This window comes from Delftia sp. K82 (genome assembly GCF_002193035.1).
Taxonomy (GTDB): Bacteria; Pseudomonadota; Gammaproteobacteria; order Burkholderiales; family Burkholderiaceae_C; genus Comamonas; species Comamonas acidovorans.
Genome location: NZ_MYFL01000003.1, coordinates 1113981 through 1131388 on the forward strand (window position 1 = coordinate 1113981; position 17408 = coordinate 1131388).

General features: G+C 48.8%; 20 protein-coding genes and 1 tRNA gene. 7 read left to right on the forward strand and 14 right to left on the reverse strand.

Annotated features, from left to right (window positions below):
- Nucleotides 1-76: 76 nt before the first annotated feature.
- Together KDK82_RS32215 and mobC are read right to left on the reverse strand one after the other, a co-directional pair.
- Nucleotides 77-379 (reverse strand): hypothetical protein, encoded by a 303-nt coding sequence (locus KDK82_RS32215; RefSeq protein WP_143343505.1) that lies wholly within the window; start codon nucleotides 377-379, stop codon nucleotides 77-79.
- Nucleotides 376-1011, reverse strand: a complete 636-nt coding sequence (mobC, locus tag KDK82_RS21850) for a plasmid mobilization relaxosome protein MobC (protein ID WP_088166182.1) — start codon at nucleotides 1009-1011, stop codon at nucleotides 376-378. Before mobC ends, KDK82_RS32215 begins: the two co-directional genes overlap by 4 nt.
- Before the next feature lie 288 nt (nucleotides 1012-1299).
- On the opposite strand from mobC, the gene KDK82_RS32220 reads away from it, so the two are divergent.
- From KDK82_RS32220 to KDK82_RS21860, 4 genes are all read left to right on the forward strand, one after another.
- Nucleotides 1300-1608: a hypothetical protein gene (locus KDK82_RS32220; protein ID WP_143343506.1), complete on the forward strand. Its 309-nt coding sequence runs from the start codon at nucleotides 1300-1302 to the stop codon at nucleotides 1606-1608.
- Nucleotides 1608-1826 carry a hypothetical protein gene (locus KDK82_RS32225; protein WP_143343507.1) on the forward strand — a complete coding sequence of 73 codons (219 nt, stop codon included), beginning with the start codon at nucleotides 1608-1610 and terminating at the stop codon, nucleotides 1824-1826. Before KDK82_RS32220 ends, KDK82_RS32225 begins: the two co-directional genes overlap by 1 nt.
- Nucleotides 1827-1828: 2 nt before the next feature.
- Complete coding sequence (locus tag KDK82_RS21855) at nucleotides 1829-2029, forward strand: hypothetical protein (protein ID WP_088166183.1); 201 nt, start codon at nucleotides 1829-1831, stop codon at nucleotides 2027-2029.
- A gap of 184 nt (nucleotides 2030-2213) precedes the next feature.
- A complete protein-coding gene (locus tag KDK82_RS21860) occupies nucleotides 2214-4049 on the forward strand; it encodes an ATP-binding protein (protein ID WP_088166184.1) in 1836 nt (611 codons plus the stop codon).
- A gap of 76 nt (nucleotides 4050-4125) precedes the next feature.
- Here the strand turns inward: KDK82_RS21860 and KDK82_RS21865 are convergent, their stop codons facing one another.
- On the reverse strand, nucleotides 4126-4488 hold the full coding sequence (locus KDK82_RS21865) for a helix-turn-helix domain-containing protein (RefSeq protein ID WP_088166185.1): 363 nt from the start codon (nucleotides 4486-4488) through the stop codon (nucleotides 4126-4128).
- 74 nt (nucleotides 4489-4562) lie between these two features.
- On the opposite strand from KDK82_RS21865, the gene KDK82_RS21870 reads away from it, so the two are divergent.
- Nucleotides 4563-4832, forward strand: coding sequence for a hypothetical protein (locus tag KDK82_RS21870; RefSeq protein WP_143343508.1), 270 nt, complete (start codon nucleotides 4563-4565; stop codon nucleotides 4830-4832).
- Between the two features lie 26 nt (nucleotides 4833-4858).
- Here KDK82_RS21870 and KDK82_RS21875 read toward each other — a convergent pair whose 3' ends face one another.
- Together KDK82_RS21875 and KDK82_RS32230 are read right to left on the reverse strand one after the other, a co-directional pair.
- A complete protein-coding gene (locus KDK82_RS21875; RefSeq protein WP_088166187.1) occupies nucleotides 4859-5221 on the reverse strand; it encodes a hypothetical protein in 363 nt (120 codons plus the stop codon).
- A gap of 11 nt (nucleotides 5222-5232) precedes the next feature.
- Entirely contained in the window at nucleotides 5233-5604 is a 372-nt protein-coding gene (locus KDK82_RS32230) for a hypothetical protein (protein ID WP_143343509.1), read from the reverse strand.
- Between the two features lie 266 nt (nucleotides 5605-5870).
- On the opposite strand from KDK82_RS32230, the gene KDK82_RS32235 reads away from it, so the two are divergent.
- Entirely contained in the window at nucleotides 5871-6446 is a 576-nt protein-coding gene (locus KDK82_RS32235; protein ID WP_143343510.1) for a hypothetical protein, read from the forward strand.
- A 148-nt stretch (nucleotides 6447-6594) separates the two neighbouring features.
- On the opposite strand, the gene KDK82_RS32240 is transcribed toward KDK82_RS32235, so the two are convergent.
- From KDK82_RS32240 to KDK82_RS21920, 9 genes are all read right to left on the reverse strand, one after another.
- On the reverse strand, nucleotides 6595-6801 hold the full coding sequence (locus KDK82_RS32240) for a hypothetical protein (RefSeq protein WP_143343511.1): 207 nt from the start codon (nucleotides 6799-6801) through the stop codon (nucleotides 6595-6597).
- Nucleotides 6802-7080: 279 nt separating this feature from the next.
- A complete protein-coding gene (locus tag KDK82_RS21890) occupies nucleotides 7081-7437 on the reverse strand; it encodes a helix-turn-helix domain-containing protein (protein ID WP_088166190.1) in 357 nt (118 codons plus the stop codon).
- A 629-nt stretch (nucleotides 7438-8066) separates the two neighbouring features.
- Nucleotides 8067-8576 carry a hypothetical protein gene (locus KDK82_RS32245; RefSeq protein WP_143343512.1) on the reverse strand — a complete coding sequence of 170 codons (510 nt, stop codon included), beginning with the start codon at nucleotides 8574-8576 and terminating at the stop codon, nucleotides 8067-8069.
- 250 nt (nucleotides 8577-8826) lie between these two features.
- Nucleotides 8827-9807 carry a replication initiation protein gene (locus KDK82_RS21895; RefSeq protein WP_088166191.1) on the reverse strand — a complete coding sequence of 327 codons (981 nt, stop codon included), beginning with the start codon at nucleotides 9805-9807 and terminating at the stop codon, nucleotides 8827-8829.
- Nucleotides 9808-10137: 330 nt separating this feature from the next.
- Complete coding sequence (locus KDK82_RS21900; protein WP_088166192.1) at nucleotides 10138-10614, reverse strand: hypothetical protein; 477 nt, start codon at nucleotides 10612-10614, stop codon at nucleotides 10138-10140.
- Nucleotides 10615-10745: 131 nt separating this feature from the next.
- Nucleotides 10746-11915 (reverse strand): GIY-YIG nuclease family protein, encoded by a 1170-nt coding sequence (locus tag KDK82_RS21905; RefSeq protein WP_218827092.1) that lies wholly within the window; start codon nucleotides 11913-11915, stop codon nucleotides 10746-10748.
- 2 nt (nucleotides 11916-11917) lie between these two features.
- A complete protein-coding gene (locus tag KDK82_RS21910) occupies nucleotides 11918-13861 on the reverse strand; it encodes a DEAD/DEAH box helicase (protein ID WP_088166193.1) in 1944 nt (647 codons plus the stop codon).
- Nucleotides 13854-16514, reverse strand: a complete 2661-nt coding sequence (locus KDK82_RS21915) for a DNA methyltransferase (RefSeq protein WP_088166194.1) — start codon at nucleotides 16512-16514, stop codon at nucleotides 13854-13856. Before KDK82_RS21915 ends, KDK82_RS21910 begins: the two co-directional genes overlap by 8 nt.
- Before the next feature lie 45 nt (nucleotides 16515-16559).
- Entirely contained in the window at nucleotides 16560-17036 is a 477-nt protein-coding gene (locus KDK82_RS21920; protein ID WP_088166195.1) for a hypothetical protein, read from the reverse strand.
- 53 nt (nucleotides 17037-17089) lie between these two features.
- Here KDK82_RS21920 and KDK82_RS21925 point away from each other — a divergent pair.
- Nucleotides 17090-17165, forward strand: a tRNA-Arg gene (locus tag KDK82_RS21925).
- The last annotated feature ends 243 nt before the right edge of the window (nucleotides 17166-17408 follow it).

Here is a 17408-nt window from a genome sequence, read left to right on the forward strand (position 1 = left end):
GCATGGTCAGTGTCGCTGAGTAGGTATCTAACGGCTGATTCAGAACCTCCTTTTCCAGTAGGAAAGATCGTGACATTCATATCTTCCCTCTGCTAGTGCTTCCTTTCTCACCAAGGTTGGACTCAAGCTTCTCTTTGAGAGCCTTCTTCGCCAAGAAGTGGTCGTACTCTTCTTCAGAGTATTGACGGCCATGAACCCACCATTGATGTGGTTTGCCTTCAAGAAGCACAGCAGGCCCATCTTTTTTATGTAGTTCGCCGTTGCGATAGTGCTTTGTATAGATGGCGGACTTTTCCGCGCCAGTAGCAAAGTCAGTCTCAGTGAGTGTGAATTTCACTATTCCTGAATAATCATCTGGTATTCCATTTGTTGTGCTCATTTCTTCTCCTTTAATAATTGGCTTATGGTGCTCACTCCTTCCTGAATTTTGGTGAGTTCTTGGAACATGCCTTTGGTGGTGTCGTTCCACATCTTCATGCGGTTGAGTGAACGGGCGATCTGATTTATGTTGCTACCAATCTTTCCAAGAGATGCCAAAAGCTGAACACGCAACTTGTGTTCGGCCTTCGTTTCTTGGTCGGCTAAGTGGTTAGATGGAAGCAAGACAGAACGAGCGTAGATCGCTGCTGAAGATGCACCTGCTTCACTGGCACGTTGTTGGAGTGCCACCCATTCTTCAGGTGTGAACCTGATTTCAAATCGCTTGCTGCGAATTTTTCTATTGGCTTCTACGCCAGCTTGGCCTGCTCTTCTTTTAAGAGTCGGGTCTTTTTCTTTTATGGGGTGTGCCATTGGGGCCTCCTTTGTTCTTGTTTTTTTATCGAGCCTCGCGCAGCAGCGGGTGTGGGTAAAACCCACGATATTCAAGCCTAAAGTTAGCCCAAAGGGGTATACGTAGGATTGATTGACCTTGCTTAAACCTCTTTTTCCCGTTTTCTTGAATTTGTAGGGGGTTGGAGTAACGGTGCTTATTAATACCTTAGCAGGACCAAAATCGAAGTCAACGATCATCAGCAGTATGCGCAGATTTTCTATGACTGAAAATTTCTATGGATAAAACGCGGACTGTGTCATCGTGAATAAAATCAATAGAGGATGATGTCGCTATGAGACACAGGACAGAATCATCATGTATGTTTTCATGCGACATAAGGCAAATTGATCATATATGTAGCTATGCGACATAAGACAAACTCATCATCTATGTAGCTATGCGACATGAACTCAGTCCGTCATCTGGGTTGACTTCGAAAAAAAATACGTTTGAATGAGTCATGAGAGATATGGAGAAAAATCGTCATGACCAAGAAAAGCATAAAGAATGAAATAACAACCGTAAGGATTGGGCCTCGTATGTCTAGAGGTCTTTATCAGCTTGCGAAGTATGTTTATGGAGCGAAGCGCGTCAACTTTGAGGATCAGCTTGAAGAGTTGGTGGAAAAAGATCTGGACTATCAGATGAAGCAAAAGTGGTTCCTAAACTACACGTCTGGCAAAGAAGGGCAGTATTTTGAAAAGCTGAGAAAGGCAGTTGGTGAAGCACGCGATGATGCGTTTCCCGCTGATGGAAGCGATTTCGATTCAAATAACGTAAGCGGAGATGAATGATGAGCATTCCAAGAAAGGTAGATCCGAATAGAAAAGTTCGCGTGACTGCAAATATAGATTTTCAACTCCATCTTCTGTTCAAGCTTGCTTGTAAAGAAATGGGTGTTTCTATGGAATCAAGAATAGAACACTTGCTCAAAGAAGATGTAAAACAGTCATTGAAGAAGAAATGGTTCAAAGACTTGGAGCATTCAGAAAGCAGTGACCTTGGCAATTGAAAATGAAGGGCATTGAATTTCACTACAATAAAGAGGCCGTAACCACTCAATCTGAACTGCTAGTGTCAGTGGCAGATTTACGAGATCTGATTCAAGCCTTCACCATTCCAGATGAGGCCCAAAGGCTCCAAGAGCTTCAGGTGGTGCTTGCTTCCATCATGCGAAAGAACAAGCTGCCCAATGGCTCGTTGAGTGTGGAGTGATCCACCTGTAGCGCACATGCCTGGTGGCGGCCCCGGCCTCACGTGGTCAAGGAACGTCGGAGCGTTCTCACTGGCGTGCGCACACTCTGGGAGCATTGCCTAGATCAACGCTCGCAAGGTACAATTTACTAGTTGATTGATGGTCTTTCTAAAGGCCATATGACCTTTATCTAGTGGAGCATCGATGGCAAGAATCAATCTAAGAAAGTTCATCGCTGAACACTATAGGGGTGGTGTCAGTGCTCGCGATGTGATTAGAGAGGCGTTGACCAACTCTATTCATGCGGGAAGCAAAAATATTTCGGTTGATCTTCATTTCTCGGAGAAGCAACAAGAACTCACTCCGGGCACTGAAGAAAGACGAGTGCTTGAAACAATCACCATTGTTGATGATGGCGAGGGTTTTACCTCTGAGAATCTGAACTTCTTTGATGAAGTTTGCACTGGTCATAAGGACAGCATCGGCGGTAAAGGCGTTGGGCGGCTGGCATTTCTTAAATATGCCAAATCCGTCAAAGTCAGAAGTCAGCTTTCTAGTGAACTAGTAGAGTTTGACTACACACCTGAGTTCAAGTTGGAAGATGTTAAGAAGTCGGCCATCGGTGGGGCTGTTAGTACTAGCATCACCTTGATGGAGTTGAAAGAGAAGATCAACACACAAGTCACCAAGTTGGTGAACGCCATTTGTGATGATCTGCGCTTGCTCCTTTTTCTCAAGCATCAGGCTGGTCACAGCATCACACTGAAATTTACCCACAATTCAAGACAGCCTTTTGATGACAATTTCACCTTTTCTGGTGAGGCTATCAAGGCTGAGTTGACAAGAGAGTTTGAATTTTTGGATCAGAAATTCAACTGCTACTTGTTCAGGGATGAGCCGCCAAGAAAAGGCATTGTGGCAATGCTCTGTGCTGATGAGCTATGTATTGAAGAATACATCATCAGCAAGCGGTTTGATATTTGCCGCCATCTGATCTTTGTCACGTCAGACTACTTCAATCAACGATCAAACATTGAACGCCAACGCCTTGAACTGCCAAAGACAGATGAAGACGTGGATATGGTTTCACCTATCAGCCGGGAGAAGCTGACGCCTCGTATTCACGAGGAATGTATGAAGATGATTGACGAAGCCGCTGAAGGCGACGTTGATCAATTCAAGAGCCAGAATGTTGATAAGCTGAAGAAGTATTACCCCTTCATCAAGCTCGATTCTCTGGGGGGCAATGCCGCGCTGCTGGACGCCGACGAGGTGGTCAAGACCTACCGTGCCCAGCAGGCTAGGAGAGAAGATCAGCTTATTGATGCGCTGGAAAGTGGCCGTCCAGTGTCATGGGACGATGTCTCCCACTTGGCGAGTGAAGACCTGGCACGCTTCATTGTTCACCGTGCATTGGTGATTGACTCACTTGCGAAGATGCCTCCCAGCAGCGCAGAAGATGCCCTGCACAATGCGATCTTGCCCAAGCGAAGCGATGGCAGTGAAATACGAGAGAACAATGTTTGGTTGGTGGACGACAAATTCCTGTCCTACTCCAACATCTACAGCGACGAGACATTAGCCAAGATCATTGAAGAAGTCGGGCAAGTAGTTGCTGAAAAGCAGAACCGTCGCCCGGACGTTGCTGCTTTCTTCTCCAAGGATGATGAGAACCACCCCAACAAGTTGGTGATCATTGAGTTCAAAAAGCCCGGTGCCGACATCTTTGAGAACAATAAGGCTCTCATGCAGTGCAGGCTCTATGCTAGTGAGCTTGCAGACAGAATTCCTACCGTGCTGGAAGTATTCGCCTTCTCAGTGGTGGAAATCGATGATGCTTTCTATAGAGACATGAAACAAACGGGCTTCAAGGATGTATTTTCGTTGAATGATCGGGTTGTCTACAATGATTTTCTCATTGGAAGCAACAATGAGATCCCCCTCCACCTGTACGTCATGCCTGCCTCTGCGTTGATCAAGGATGCAAAGGCTCGCAACAGAGTCTTTGAAGAGGTCTTGCAGTTCGATGTAGCCAAATAATAGATTTCTATCGACCTGCTTTATTTTCAAGTCTGATCCAGGCTTGGAAATGAAGTAGGAGCCCTCGGCAGGAGTGCTACTGGTTAGGCTGCTTCTTGTATTTCTTATGAGCAACGGCGCAGACACTCTCAACGATCTTTACGACTTCATCTCTGTCGCTGCTGCCAAGACCTTCCATGAGGTTGGCAATGTGCTGCGCCTGGCTGCTCAGGCCCACACTGGTTTCAGTTATCAGCTCCACAATCGTGCAGTTAAAAGCCTTTGATAGCTTGTCCAAGAACATGATGTTGGGACTGCTGTCACCGCGCTCATATTTGGCGTAGCCTTCTGTGCTCAGATCCAGAAGTTCAGCAGCTTTCTCCTGACTGAGCCCAGCACTCTTGCGCATATTTCTAATGCGCTGGCCTACGAGGTGTCTTAGTTGAAGTTGCCGGCTCATGCTCTGCGAGTATTAGTTAAATTCATATGATTTTCACTGATACAGGGTCGCAGATCAAGAAGATGCGCGTTAGCATGGGACGACAACTTTTGGAGCGAAGCTTGGAAAAGCTAAAGTGTGTCGCGGACAATCAGGTGCAGCGCTGGACCAAGAACGGCCTCCTTCACCGTGAAGATGGTCCTGCTGTTGTGCGTGGTAGCGGCAAGCTGAAGACAGAAGAATTTTGGTTTGAAGGATGTTTGGTGACTGAAGCGATGCTTGAGCTACACAAGACACTAACGCCTGAAATTGAAGAGATAGTGCGAGCGCGAAAGGTAGTCAGCATGTTTGGTCGGCGAATGTAAAAAAGCACCTCAATGGGTGCTTTTGTTTATGCTGCCAATGCTTGAAGCTTCCTGCGCTGCTGCCTTGTCAGCTTTGAAAAAAGAAGATCAAAGTTCTGGTGAACCGTGTCGGCAAGTTCGTGTTGAAGCTCCATGAACATGGGGGAGGTCAACACATCAAAGGCATCTTTGTTGTTCGTCGTGTAGCCCAGCGCTTGAGCCATAAAGGCCGAGTTGTAGTACAAGATGAACTCACGAATTCGTTCATGCACTGAAGGGCTAATTCGCTTCCACAATTTCAAGAAGCGCCGTCCAGCTTCTGATTGTGCGTGAGTGATAAGCCTCTCATTCATGCCACGAATGCAGTAGGTCAAGCAGTCAACCCCAAGGTCAATTTTGTTGTCGTTCATGTGCTTCTCCTTTAGCTGAGAATCACACGAACTTGCTGCTGGGTGACGGCTGACAAGATCACGCTCATGCCCTCGCTTCCGAGCCCTTGAACAATCTCCTGGAAGCTCTCAGAAACGTTCTGAACTGCCAAGTCACGAAGTGCTTCTTCACCTTCTGGGGTGGAAGGCTCTTCATGTTTGCCCAAAGCCATCAACTGCGCTTTGAGATCCATGTATTGATAGGCCACCAAGAATGGAATGAGATTTTCTTCTGGTTTGTCGCCGTTGGAGGAAAGATTTGCAGCCATCTCTTTTCCAAACTTTGTTTCAATAAACTCTTTTGGGGTGAGAAGTCCGTGGGGAATGCCTTTGATAACGAGATGAATTTGAGCTGTGTTTTCCATGATGATTTCCTTTATGTCATTGTTTAAACCCTCCTTCCAAATTGACGAATTTCACTTGGTTGGCTTTTGTCGGGTCTTTGCTGATTGATGTTTAATTTAATTTGCATCAATCAACAAAACGAATTGTGCGCTTGTGAAAGATAAAGATCTCGTACTGTTCATGAGGAGGCCCACGGAATACGTGGGTTGAAGATCCGATAGCGTCCACAGCTTGATCGATTTTGAAAATGCGCTAGTCTTTGAATTATTTGAGCGCGGAGGTGCGTATGAAAAATGGACGCTACCAAGAGGACAACATAGAGCTTTGGTACTTCAACGATGAACTTCATCGTGAAGATGGCCCGGCTTGTGTTGAGCCTGACGGCACCAAATCTTGGTATGTCCACGGACGCCTCCACCGAACAGATGGTCCTGCTGTCCTCTGGGGTGATGGAAGTCAGGAGTGGTGGGTCAATGGTGCGAGGCACCGTGAAGACGGTCCCGCCGTTCTCAATGCTGATGGCAGTTGCTCTTGGTATCTCAATGGCAACTTGCACCGCGAAGACGGCCCAGCGGTAGAAGCTACAAGTGGTGCTACAGCGTGGTATCAGGCTGGTGAGCTACACCGCGACGATGGCCCCGCTGTTGAAGGGGCTGATGGCACAAGGGAGTGGTACAACCGCGCCGTTCAGATCTCTGAAGAAGAATTCAAGAGCCAGCGTAAAGCCTTCAACCCAAAAAAGCTGCATGAGGTAAGAAGTGCCTATGACAGACCTGTGAAGGCTGTTGAGAACAAGATACTTGCCATGCGCAAGAAGTACCTAGAAGGCGAAGGTACTTCAGGAATAAAGATCAGATGGTGAGACAACAAAAAAGCACCCGAAGGTGCTTTAGTCGTTTTCTTGATCTAAAAGCCTTTCAGCTTCCTTAATCTGCTCGTCCAAAAACCTTTTGCTGTCTTCGGAGTTCAAAAGCTGATCCCAAATTTCCTCGTCTGGCAAGGGTGACTGGTCAGTCATGGGATTGCTTTTCAGCGCTCTTCCTACGAAGAGCAATAATGGCATCAATCTGGCTTGGCGAGAAAGAATTGCCAGAGTTGGGGAGGTTGGAAAAAGCCTCTTTGAAGGCTAGTTGCTTGTTGATCCATTGAGCCAAAAAGTTTTGTTCAAGATCATGAGGGGCGGTTTTTAGTGTGGCTCCTGGTTTTAGTGAGAACATGATTGCTCCAATCGGTCATGTTCACTATAACGACGTCACTACCTGCGTCAAGCGCTCGCGCCCCGCATCACGAAAAAACAAGAAGAAGATTGTAAAGATACTCAGCTTGTCTTCAATGGCTTTCTCTTGTCTTGAAGAGAAGATCAAAAAGGTGTTGGTCGGTGGCTGTGGAGCTTGTGGGCGAAGGTTTGCGCGGTGGGGAACTCGTAAGAGTTATCCACGGCAAGCATGCCGGTATGCAGCGCATATTGTCCATAAATCCATAGCCTTCTTCTGGTGCTACAGCCGATCCTTCAGGCGGGTGGCAATCTTCTGCACCACTTCAACAATCATGGCTCTGTCTGCCTCTGGAAGAGTTTGAAGAATCTTGGCGATCAGTTCGGCCTGGTCGTTGGTCCTGACGCTGCTGGCTATCAGAAGCTCATCGATTCCGCAGTCGTAGATCTCGGCCAACTCTGCCAGGCGCTGGACGGTAGGCATGGTGAGCCCTCGTTCCATGCGTGATACGGCCTCTGTGCCGATCTGGAGAGCTTCTGAGACTTGGTCCTGGGTCATGCCCTTGGCCTCGCGGCGCTGGGCAAGGGTACGCCCAATGCTCTTGAATAGCTCTCTGTGCTGGTTGTTCTCTGGCGGCATGCTCACTCCACGATCTTTGACAACCTCAATGGTTGTCTGTCAACCCAAGAAGATGAACATGCGTTAAAGTTGGGTATCAACCCTATAGGTTGGGTTGAGAGAGCAAGGTTGGTAGAGCCTTGCCTAGATCAGCGAAGCATTCAACCTGGCAACAAGAGGAATCATGGCTATTCAGTGTCCAAAATGCGGCGGTGCTCATACCCAAGCTATCCGCGCTGTTCTTCAATCTGGAACCACATACAGCACAGGGGCTGTCAATGGGATGGGGCTTGGCACTGACGGTGCTGGAGTGTTCGCAGGAACCACCAGTAGCACAAGCCAAACTCACTTGGCCGCACGCTTTGCACCTCCAAAGAAGCCCAAGAAGCTAGAGATCATTGCGGGTGCAGTGATGTCATTGGCAACTAGTCCTTGGCTCTTCAGCAAGGAGCCGTTGGCCTTCATCACGTTGGGGATCATGGCTTGGTGGGCATGGGAGATTCGCGCTTACATGAAGCGAAACAAGGCGTATCAAGAACGCCTCCCAGTTTGGCAAGCATTCAATGATCGTGGCTATCTTTGTCATGGATGTGGAAGCTCATTTCTTCCAAAATAAATCGTTAGATTAAAAAGCACCTTCGGGTGCTTTTTTAATTGCAGGTCGTGAATGCGTTGCCAAGACCATATGTGTAGCAATTTATTGATCGCTTTGGTGCTGCTTGATTTATTACTCTCACAGGTGCTTGACCAGTCATCAAAGTTGTTAGTCTATCCTCAAGGTTTTGAATCTCGGTATTGATTTGGTTCCCTTGCACTGATCTGGTCATCATTTCTCCAATAGAAGAGTTCATCAAACTTTTGGTGTTTTCGTTTCGTTGCTGCTTGAGCTGTTCAAGTTTTGCTTGTAACTCGGCTATTTGAGATGACCTTGCATTAGCTGCTGAAGCTGCGGAGCCAGTTCCACCTTGATCGCCTCCTTGGCTTTGTTTTGCCATCAATCCTGGATAGTAGTCATAGTCAGGATTGTAGTTTGTAGTCAATGGGTTGTAGCTGATGGGGGTTAGGTTGTGAATTGGAAAGTACTTGCTATCTTCAGCGTGTGAGGCAACATGTAGGCAGCTTAGAATGGCTAGAGTCAAAATTTTTGTTATTCTTGGCATGATATTCTCCTTTCTTCTATGCTAGTAGTTGGTTTTAATTTGTCAAATATTAATGCCCGCCAATTTCGCTTTATCTTCTTTTTTCTAGTCCTGCGGACACCTATTTTTTATTGAGGTGCCCTGCGGCGATCAATATTTTCTGATGAAAGTCCTTCGGAAACCGAGTGCTGATGACCCCAATGGATGGGGTAACTATCTGATATACACCGTAATGGCACAAGATAACTAGTTATGTAGATACGAGTTAGTCTCATGCAAGAAGTCTTATCCAGTTGAAAGTAGCTTCTCTATGTTTGCGAAATGTGCTGCCTGCTAATCCGCATTTTTCTAAGTTCGCTGGAGTTACCTCTAGCCTTCTTTGTTTGCATGTGTGGATTGCCGTTTTAATCTTGTCGTCAACTGCTTCTGTACGAATTACATTGGTGTAGGCAGCGCCTTGGGCCTGTTTCTCTTTGATAGGCATGTCTGCGGGGAGCTCCAAGACCCCCCTGTTCTTCTGTGTGCCAATGCTGGCTCTGTGCTTCCATGTCCATTTGCCGACTGACTTGGCAGTAGAAAGCACTTCTTTTGCTGGAAGAACGCCGTTTTCGTGGGCTAGGAAGTGTCCGTTGATGGCTAGCGCCTTGGAGTCCACAGCGAGTTGAAATACGGTGTGAGAGGCGTGTTGCTTGACCTCGGCGTAGGCCCAGTGCCTCAACGTGTCAAACAAGGTGGTGTTTCGGCCAATGCCAGATTCGCGCAGAACTTCTTTGCGGCGCTGAGGCGTGAGATCGACCCCATACTCTTGGAAATCTTCTAGGTCGTAGCTGCGGTGGTTGCAGATGGTGCGCCAGCTTGGGTGAAGTGGGTTCTTGACCAAGTGGCCGGTAAAGGCCGCGTCCGCACCGAGTAGGCGGGTGAGCGCGATGTCTGTGGCCTCGTAGAACTTTTGTGGTGCTCTGCGGGCTTCCTCCGTGTAGTAAACGGGGGTGTTGAGCTCGTAGAGATAGTGGCAGTGCGCGTTCTCTGGGTTGACTACAACTATGGTTGGTGGTGGCAGACCGTGTTCATCCCAGAGGTAGGCAGATCCTGGGGTATCAATGTCCAATGCAATGAACTTTTTATAGAGCTGGTTTAACTCCACATAGCGATAGCCAAGAGCCTTCTCACGCTTCCTGAATTTGGTGCCTTCGTCTTTGAACTCTGCACTTCTAACCTTGTCAGGCAAAGCCTGAATAAAACTCGCATACATATTAATTCCTCGTTTCTTGCGAAAGACAGGAATTAATATGTTGGGTTATTGACAATTGATATTAAATACGTTTTAATATTTACATCAGGTCAAAGCCAGTCACAGCTTCTTCTTATTCCTGAATTTCTAAAATGCTCAAGTTGATCGCTTGGGCATTTTTCATTTCTTCTCTTTCTTTTACGAAAATTATTCTATAAAGTCAAATTTGTTTGACTTCTTAAATTTTTATGAAATAATAAGAGCGTCTGGAGCTCCTTATGGAATTGGTTATTTCAGGCGACAAAACAAAAAAAGCACCCTTCGGGGTGCTTTTTGCTGGGTGGGTAGGGCTTACGCTGCTTTGAATTCAGCTTCGGTCACTTCACCCAGTTGAACCTTGTTCGGCGGGGTGCCGATTCGAGTAGACAGCTTCTTGAGGAATTTTGCCTTAGCCTTGCTATCAGCACGAGTGACCAACCATCCATCAACGGACTTGCCACTCTTGTAGGTTTCAAAGCAGCCCTCGGCTTCCAAGAACTTGGGCGGGTAGTTCAGCCACACGCCGGTTTCATTACCTTTGGTGGACTTGAGCGGCTTGCTCATGACGCGGGTGCCACCAGTGGTGCCCTTGGGGGCAGCAGAGGTTCGGCCAGCAGCAGGAGCCTTCACGCCCAACTCTTCAGCAGTGAAGTTGAAAAGCTTGATCTGTTCCTGAACAGCTTTGAGAGCATCGGGACGTTCAGCTTCCATCTGAGCCTTCACCATGTCCTCAAACTCCTTGCGCTTGGCAAGGATGTCAGCGAGAGACAGCTTCTTGGCTTCTGCCATATAAATACTCCAATGTGTGGTTGAGACTGTAGTTGCTTGCTGTGTTCAACAAACTACTACAGTGCCTTGGCTTGTTGATGGCCGTACTCTATGAGCAAGAACAAGCAGCGTCAACTGCACAAAGAAGATTTTTATCGTTCTTCAATGCTTTGTGCATTCAGATCGTAACGGTAATTTACTATGTCCCCGTTGATAAGCATGTTCGCCGCTGCTTCAATGATGTGAAGGGGGGCGATGAACCACTCACGAGGTGAGAAGCGCTTACCTTGCTTGTCAAAGACATCAACGTTCAAACATGCCTTGCCGAAGAAGGTGTGTAGCAGAAGTTCAAATTTCTGCGGGTTGAGGTTGTAGCACTCAAAAACCTCCACCACCTTCACAGGTGCCATGAGGTAAGTAGGTTCTTCGGCTGCGTTCTTGATCCGTTCTGGAACTGGCACGGTGGAGTAGCCAATCTTGAACAGGTTCTTCGTGTCTGCGATCTCTGGCACTTTGCTGAGAGACTGGAGCACATAGAGGTAGCCTGACTTTTCATCGCCTGCCTTGATCTGTTCCAGTGCTTCAAGGGCCTTCTCATGCGGGTCCAGGATGCGCCGTCCGGTTTCGTCCTTGTAGAGTTCGGTGGCAAGGGAACGGAGCAGCATGTTGGACTCGGTGCCGTTCTCAAAGATGCAGCGAAGCCGGGCGTTGACCTTCCCGTTCTTCACTTCCTTCTCACCGACTTCAGCCACATAGGCAGTAATGCCGTGGAGGATGAAGAAGTGACCAGGCTGGATCTGCTGCTCACCAGTGAAGCCGCGTGCCTCACGAACCCCGGCGGCCAAGTCTGCATGGCATTGCTTGAAGAGGTGTTCAAACTGCTCAAAGTCTGGACAGCGTTTGCGCTGGGCGATCTTGTCGGGCATTTCCTTTGAAAGCACTGGAACATGCTTGAGCTCAAAGATGCTTGCTACCTCGTCATCTAGCAGACCTAACGAGTCATCCTTAAAGATGTCGGCCACTGAGGTAATGGGCTTGGCTGGCTGTACGAAAGTGAGCAGCTTGAACTCATCCACCTCCTGCAACGCTTCGCATTTCTCCTTGCTGGCGCGGAGTCCTTTCAGCCTGTTGAACAGTTGGAACTCAAGGATGTTGGAGGGGTTGGACTCTGGCTCTTTGCTGTGCTGACGGTAGAAGTCGTTGATCTGCTGGAACGAGGCCAACAGGCGGTCATCCAGGCTGATAGCGGCACGCTTGGGCTTTACGTTCAGTAAGCCCATGTCATCGTCGTGCAGGATTTTTAGAAGGTCATCCTTCTCCACAATCAAACCCCTTGCTGACGGCGCTGGGCTTTGAGGTAGACCACTGCATCAGCCATGCGGCGCTCCAACGGGTCAAGCGAAGCAATGTTTGGCTCCTTACCGTGGGTCTTCACGAACTCCTTGATCTTGGGCCAAAGCAGGATGGCTTCCTCGTCACTCATCTGCACACGTGTGGCTTCAATGGTGTCCTGAATCACCTTGAAGATTTTCGTGGTCAGCGACTTGGACAAAATTTCAAACGCCTTCTGGAACGGATTCACCCGGTCGATCAGGTCAATGTGCAGGTCGTCAATATTGATGAACTTGTCGGCCATGCGGACAAAGCGTTTGTCGCCTTCCTGCTTGATCTCGCCATTCTTGATGACTGAATCCACCACCACATGCTGACGAACTTCTTCGACTTCCTCGTCGCTCAGCTCGGGGTATTTGATCTTGATGATTTTGGGAATCATGACCTTGTTGATCACTTCGGGATCAACATTGCCAGGCAGCGCCTTCACTAGTTTGTCGTCAGAGAGGATCGCGGCCTTCAGGTCGTTCAGATCTGATTCGATGATGTCTTTGACGCGCTTGGAGGTCGGCTCCTTCAAGCCGCGCACCTTGATTTCGGTGTCCGTGCTTTGGTCGTCGTCATCCCTCTTCGTCTTGAACTTGAAGTTCGGGGCAAGCACCTGCTCCATGAGCAGCGAACAAGTGATGGCCTTGAGCATGTTGTTCACGGACAGCTTCACCAAGTCGTCGGTGGCGTCAGGCTGGGCAATGAGGTTGGTGAACTGGGCGTGGCTCTTGTTGTCGCTGTCGCGTGTGCAGCGGCCAATGATCTGAATGATTTCGGTAAGCGAACCACGGTAGCCAACCGTCAAGGCGTGCTCGCAAAATTTCCAGTCAAAGCCTTCCTTCGCCATGCCCAAGGCGATGATGAGATCCATGTCTTCTGGCTTCTCAATCTTGCGCAGGTATTCCACAATTCGTTCGCGCGCTTTGGGTTCGTCATGCACGAGATCGGCAACCTTCAGATCCTTGCCATCACCGTGCCGTTTGACGTGAATGACGCCGGTATCTGGGTCGCGATGTGTGACGGTGCCGATGAAGTCCAGGATACGGTCTACCTCGTCATACTTGTCCTTCGTGGACTCGCCTGACTGCACATTGGGTATGTGGAGGATGGTCTTCTGGTCGGTATTGAGGACCCCCTCAATACCGCTGGGAATGTCGGGTTCTGGTCGCTTGGTGTAGTTGCCACGGTAGAAGTGGTAGCCAATGCCCAGCGACTTGAGGAAGGTGTAGCCATTCAACTGCTCGTAGTAGTTGTATGTGACCTTGGTGAACTGGGCTTCGTCTTCGGGCAGCAGGACCGGCACACTGTCACCACGGAAGTAGGAACCCGTCATTGCCACGATGTGCACGTCGGACTTGGCCATCACGGTGCGCAGCAACTCACCAAGGCGGTTCTCACCGTCAGCAGAGACATGGTGGAACTCGTCAATGGCAAGCAGCACATTGTCAAAGTCTGATTCCTCCACTGCTTCAAAGGCAAAGCGAAGGGTGGCGTGGGTGCAGATCAGAATCTTTGCATCGCTCTTCAGGAATTCCACGAAAGCTTGGACCTTGCCTTGATCGCCACCAGGTGTGCAAAGGTTGTTCTTGGGCTCAACCGTCCAGTCCGAGAAGAAGCCAAACTTGCTCAGTTCCACACTGTCAAACGAACCACCAATGGAGCGTTCTGGCACAGCAATGATCGCCTTGGACTGCCCTTGATTGATGAGCTTGTCCAGCGCGATGAACATGAGGGCGCGGGACTTTCCAGAGGCTGGCGGTGCTTTCAGTAGGAGGTACTGGGCATTGCGAGCTTCAAAGGCACGCTCCTGCATTTCGCGCATGCCATACTGATTGATGCTGGTGCTTTTGCCAGTCTGGGCATAGGTGACATCGACGATATTAGGCATGCTCGGCCTCCATCATTTTTTCGTAGAGTTTGAAGAGGTGTTCAAGGCGTTCGGTGTCGCTGTAAAACGGCTTGATCTGATAGCACTGCTCAACCACCACATCTAGTTCTTCATGTGCCTGCATCAAATCGGGAGGCATGATGTCTGGGTCGTATAGATCTTTGATGCTCAGTTCAGGATAGGCCTCGCGTATAGCTACGACGGCCATTGCCTTCTCAGCTACCGCTTGTCGCTTCTTCTCGTTCACTGCTGGGAATGGGAAGGTGTTGTAGCAAATCTCAGCGGAGTAGCGAAGGCGTGTTTCAAGCTGTCCGCCCACAGTGCGTACCCAGAGAATGTGCAGCTTGGAAGCAATGATTCCGAACAGAACCGGGTCTTGCTTGTAGATTACGTTCGCGGAGTTAGTGATTACGACATTGGCATCAAGATAGCCAATCGGCACATATTCCCGTCGCTCAGAAGAGGTGGCAGGAACGATGATGGAACCGCCCTTGATCTGTACACGCTGTGCAAACTTGTGGGCGATTTTGGCGTAGCCGTTCGTGGTCTTGGCCTTGGACTTCACGCGGAAGTCAAAGCACGCATCGATGCGTGCTTTGATAGGCGGGATAGAACGGGCAAGGTCAAGCTGTTCGTCCTCGATCCACAAGCATTGCCGGGGATTTCCGTCGATGAACTCCTGTGTGCCATACAGGGTACGGAACAGAGGTTTGGACTGCGGATACTGCTTGACGATGGCGTCCCGTTCTTCAGGCTTGAGAATGAGGTTTCCACCGTCGCGAGCCATGCACCCGATCACCATCGTGGGAAATTCCGAAAGAACATCAGAAGTGCGACGCACGAAGACATCTTTGCCTTCAATCAGATAGGGATTGATGTTCTTTACTATCTTGTAGCTGTCGGTGCCGAACAAAAGCTTAGGCTTGTCTGCTGCATTCCTCACTCCAACGATCACGCATGTCACACCTGCATTGTTCTTTGCGAAATTGGACCACTTGAACGAGGTGTAGGCGAAGTCGATCTCAAGACCGGGCTGGAACACTCTGGGCCACAGGTAGGCAACCTGCTCACCTTGACAGATTGAATTGGTAGCAACGAAGGCGTACTTCGCGTTCTTGCCAGCAATGAAGTTTGCTGCCTTGATGAACCAGCAGCACACATAGTCAGAGTCTTTGTATTCTTCGTGGCCTTCAAAGATCGCTTCGAGATCGGCTTTCTGTTCTGGCTCTTGATTTCGTGCTCCCAGATAGGGCGGATTTCCAAGCAGGTAGGTTTCACTTTCCTTCTTCGGTGCAAGGAAAGTGTCCCAGTCGACATGAAGGGCATTGTCGCTCATGACGTTGCCACTGCTCTTGAGGGGGAGAGCCGGGTTGCAGTGGCCGAATGTGGCTTTGAACTTCAGGTTCATCTGATGTTCTTTGAGCCATAAGGAGAGGATGGCGATTTCGTGTGCGAAATCGTCTAGCTCGATGCCATAGAACTGGGAAAGCTTGATGCGGGATAGCGGCATCAATCCTTCTTTGGAGAGCTCCTGCAATCGCTTGAAAACTTCCATTTCAAGCTCACGAAGCTCTTTGTAGGCAATGATTAAAAAGTTGCCTGATCCACAAGCTGGGTCAAAAATCTTCAAGTGTTCCAGGCGAAGAAGAAGCTGTTCCAGCTTGGTTTTGCTGTCCGAATGCTTCTCAAACTCTTCCTTCAGTTCGTTGAGGAAGAGAGGTTCAATCACTTTCATGATGTTGGGCACGGACGTATAGTGCATGCCCATGTTGCCCCGTTGGCTAGGGTCAACCACTGCCTGAATCATCGAGCCGAAAATGTCAGGATTGATCTCTGACCAATTCAGATCCGCACCACACTCAATGAGCATGGCCCGCGATTTCCTGTTGAACTTGGGGACTGGCAGATTGTCGGCAAACAAGCCGCCGTTCACATAAGGGAAGTTGAGGTAGTCAGGAACGCCTTCACGGCTTTCCTGATTCATCACATCAAATATACGGCTCAAATAGTCGTCAAGATCGCTGCCATCTTCGGACGTGCTGCTACCAATGCGATTGGTGAAGAGCTTTGGAGAAAAGATGCCAGTGTCTTCGGCAAAATAGCAAAACAAGATTCTGGACAAGAACACGTTCTGCCAGTGAATTTCTTCTTTGGTGAGGGCCGGGTTGTTGTCGCGCAGAAGGTCAAACAGCTTCGCCATCTTTTCGGCGGCTTTGACATCTGCGGGGTTTTCCCCTTGGGCCTGTGTTTTCTCCAAACCAGCCCACGGAAGGAAGAAGTCAAACTTCTTGTTCAGTTCGGCCAGGAGTATGTCTAGGGTGTCTTCGGTCTTGGTATCAATCGCCAGAAGGTGCGTGGCGTTGATAGCAACGATGAAGCGTGGCGAGTGCTTGGTAACCACGTCAGCATGCTTCATCTCATCAATGATGGTCAGCAGCTTGTCGCTGTTCGTTGCCTTGAAGTAGACCTGCTTCTTCCAAAGAACTTCGTCGGCATTCTTGGAAAGGTTGTAACTACCCTTGCCAACCATTTTCAGGCGGGTGATGGAGGCTTTGGGCTTGCCGTAGCACTCCAGCAAGTCATACAGGAAATCAGCCTGTTTGATGCCTCCTACAAGCGCCTTAACTTTTTCTTCTACTTGTGCAATGTTCATTGGAAGTCCGTCTAAATTTATGAAGTATTTTTGTCTAGTGAAGTTCTATTTTTTCACCAAAGGAATGGCAGTGCCTTTTGGCGGGAACTTCTTATGAAAGCTCTCGGCCATTTCCTTTCTGTTAGCATAGTCCTTCAAGTTCTCTGACAAGGAAAGCATGGCTGTAGCACGCTCTTCCAAGGATTGTGCAAAGGCACGCAGCATGAAGATGTGCGACAAGTCCTGAACAGTTGCTTTGGGCTTGACGGCCTTCTTCTGAATCACAATGGGCGCGGGCACTTCCTGCGGAACTTCCTTGGAAGACGTAGTTTCGCCATTGAGCAAGAAGTTGGCTACATCATAGATTGAGTAATAGACTAGCCGTCCTATGTTCTTGAATGGGATGGGAAACCTGCCTTCCTTTCGCAACTTTGATTGTTGCTTGGCCGGGATCCCGATTTCTTCTGCCAGTTGTTCAGGTGACATCAACAACTTGCCCGTTGTCTTTACTCTCAAATAATCAATGAGTTGTTGATCTATCATCTTCTAGCTCATTCTTGTCTAAGGGCTTTTTCTGCTGCTATAGTACAGCGCTGGCCCCCGTAGCTCAGTGGATAGAGCATCTTCCTCCTAAGAAGAGGGTCACACGTTCGATTCGTGTCGGGGGCACCATCTACGAGTCCTATGGGCTCACTCCTTGGATAGCATCAAGCTATCTTTAGGCAAAAAAATAGGTAGCCGTGCGCTACCTGTTTTGCTTCTGGGGCACGCTTTTCAGTGCCTCATCTGACCGTCCTAAGCCTTCTATTGCTCCTGATCCACGTTCCAAATTTGTTCCAAGAGTGGGTTGGAGCTGGGTGGATTTGAGTGGATTTCAGAGGTTTGATTTCTAATGAAATCAACGACTTAGGCGTC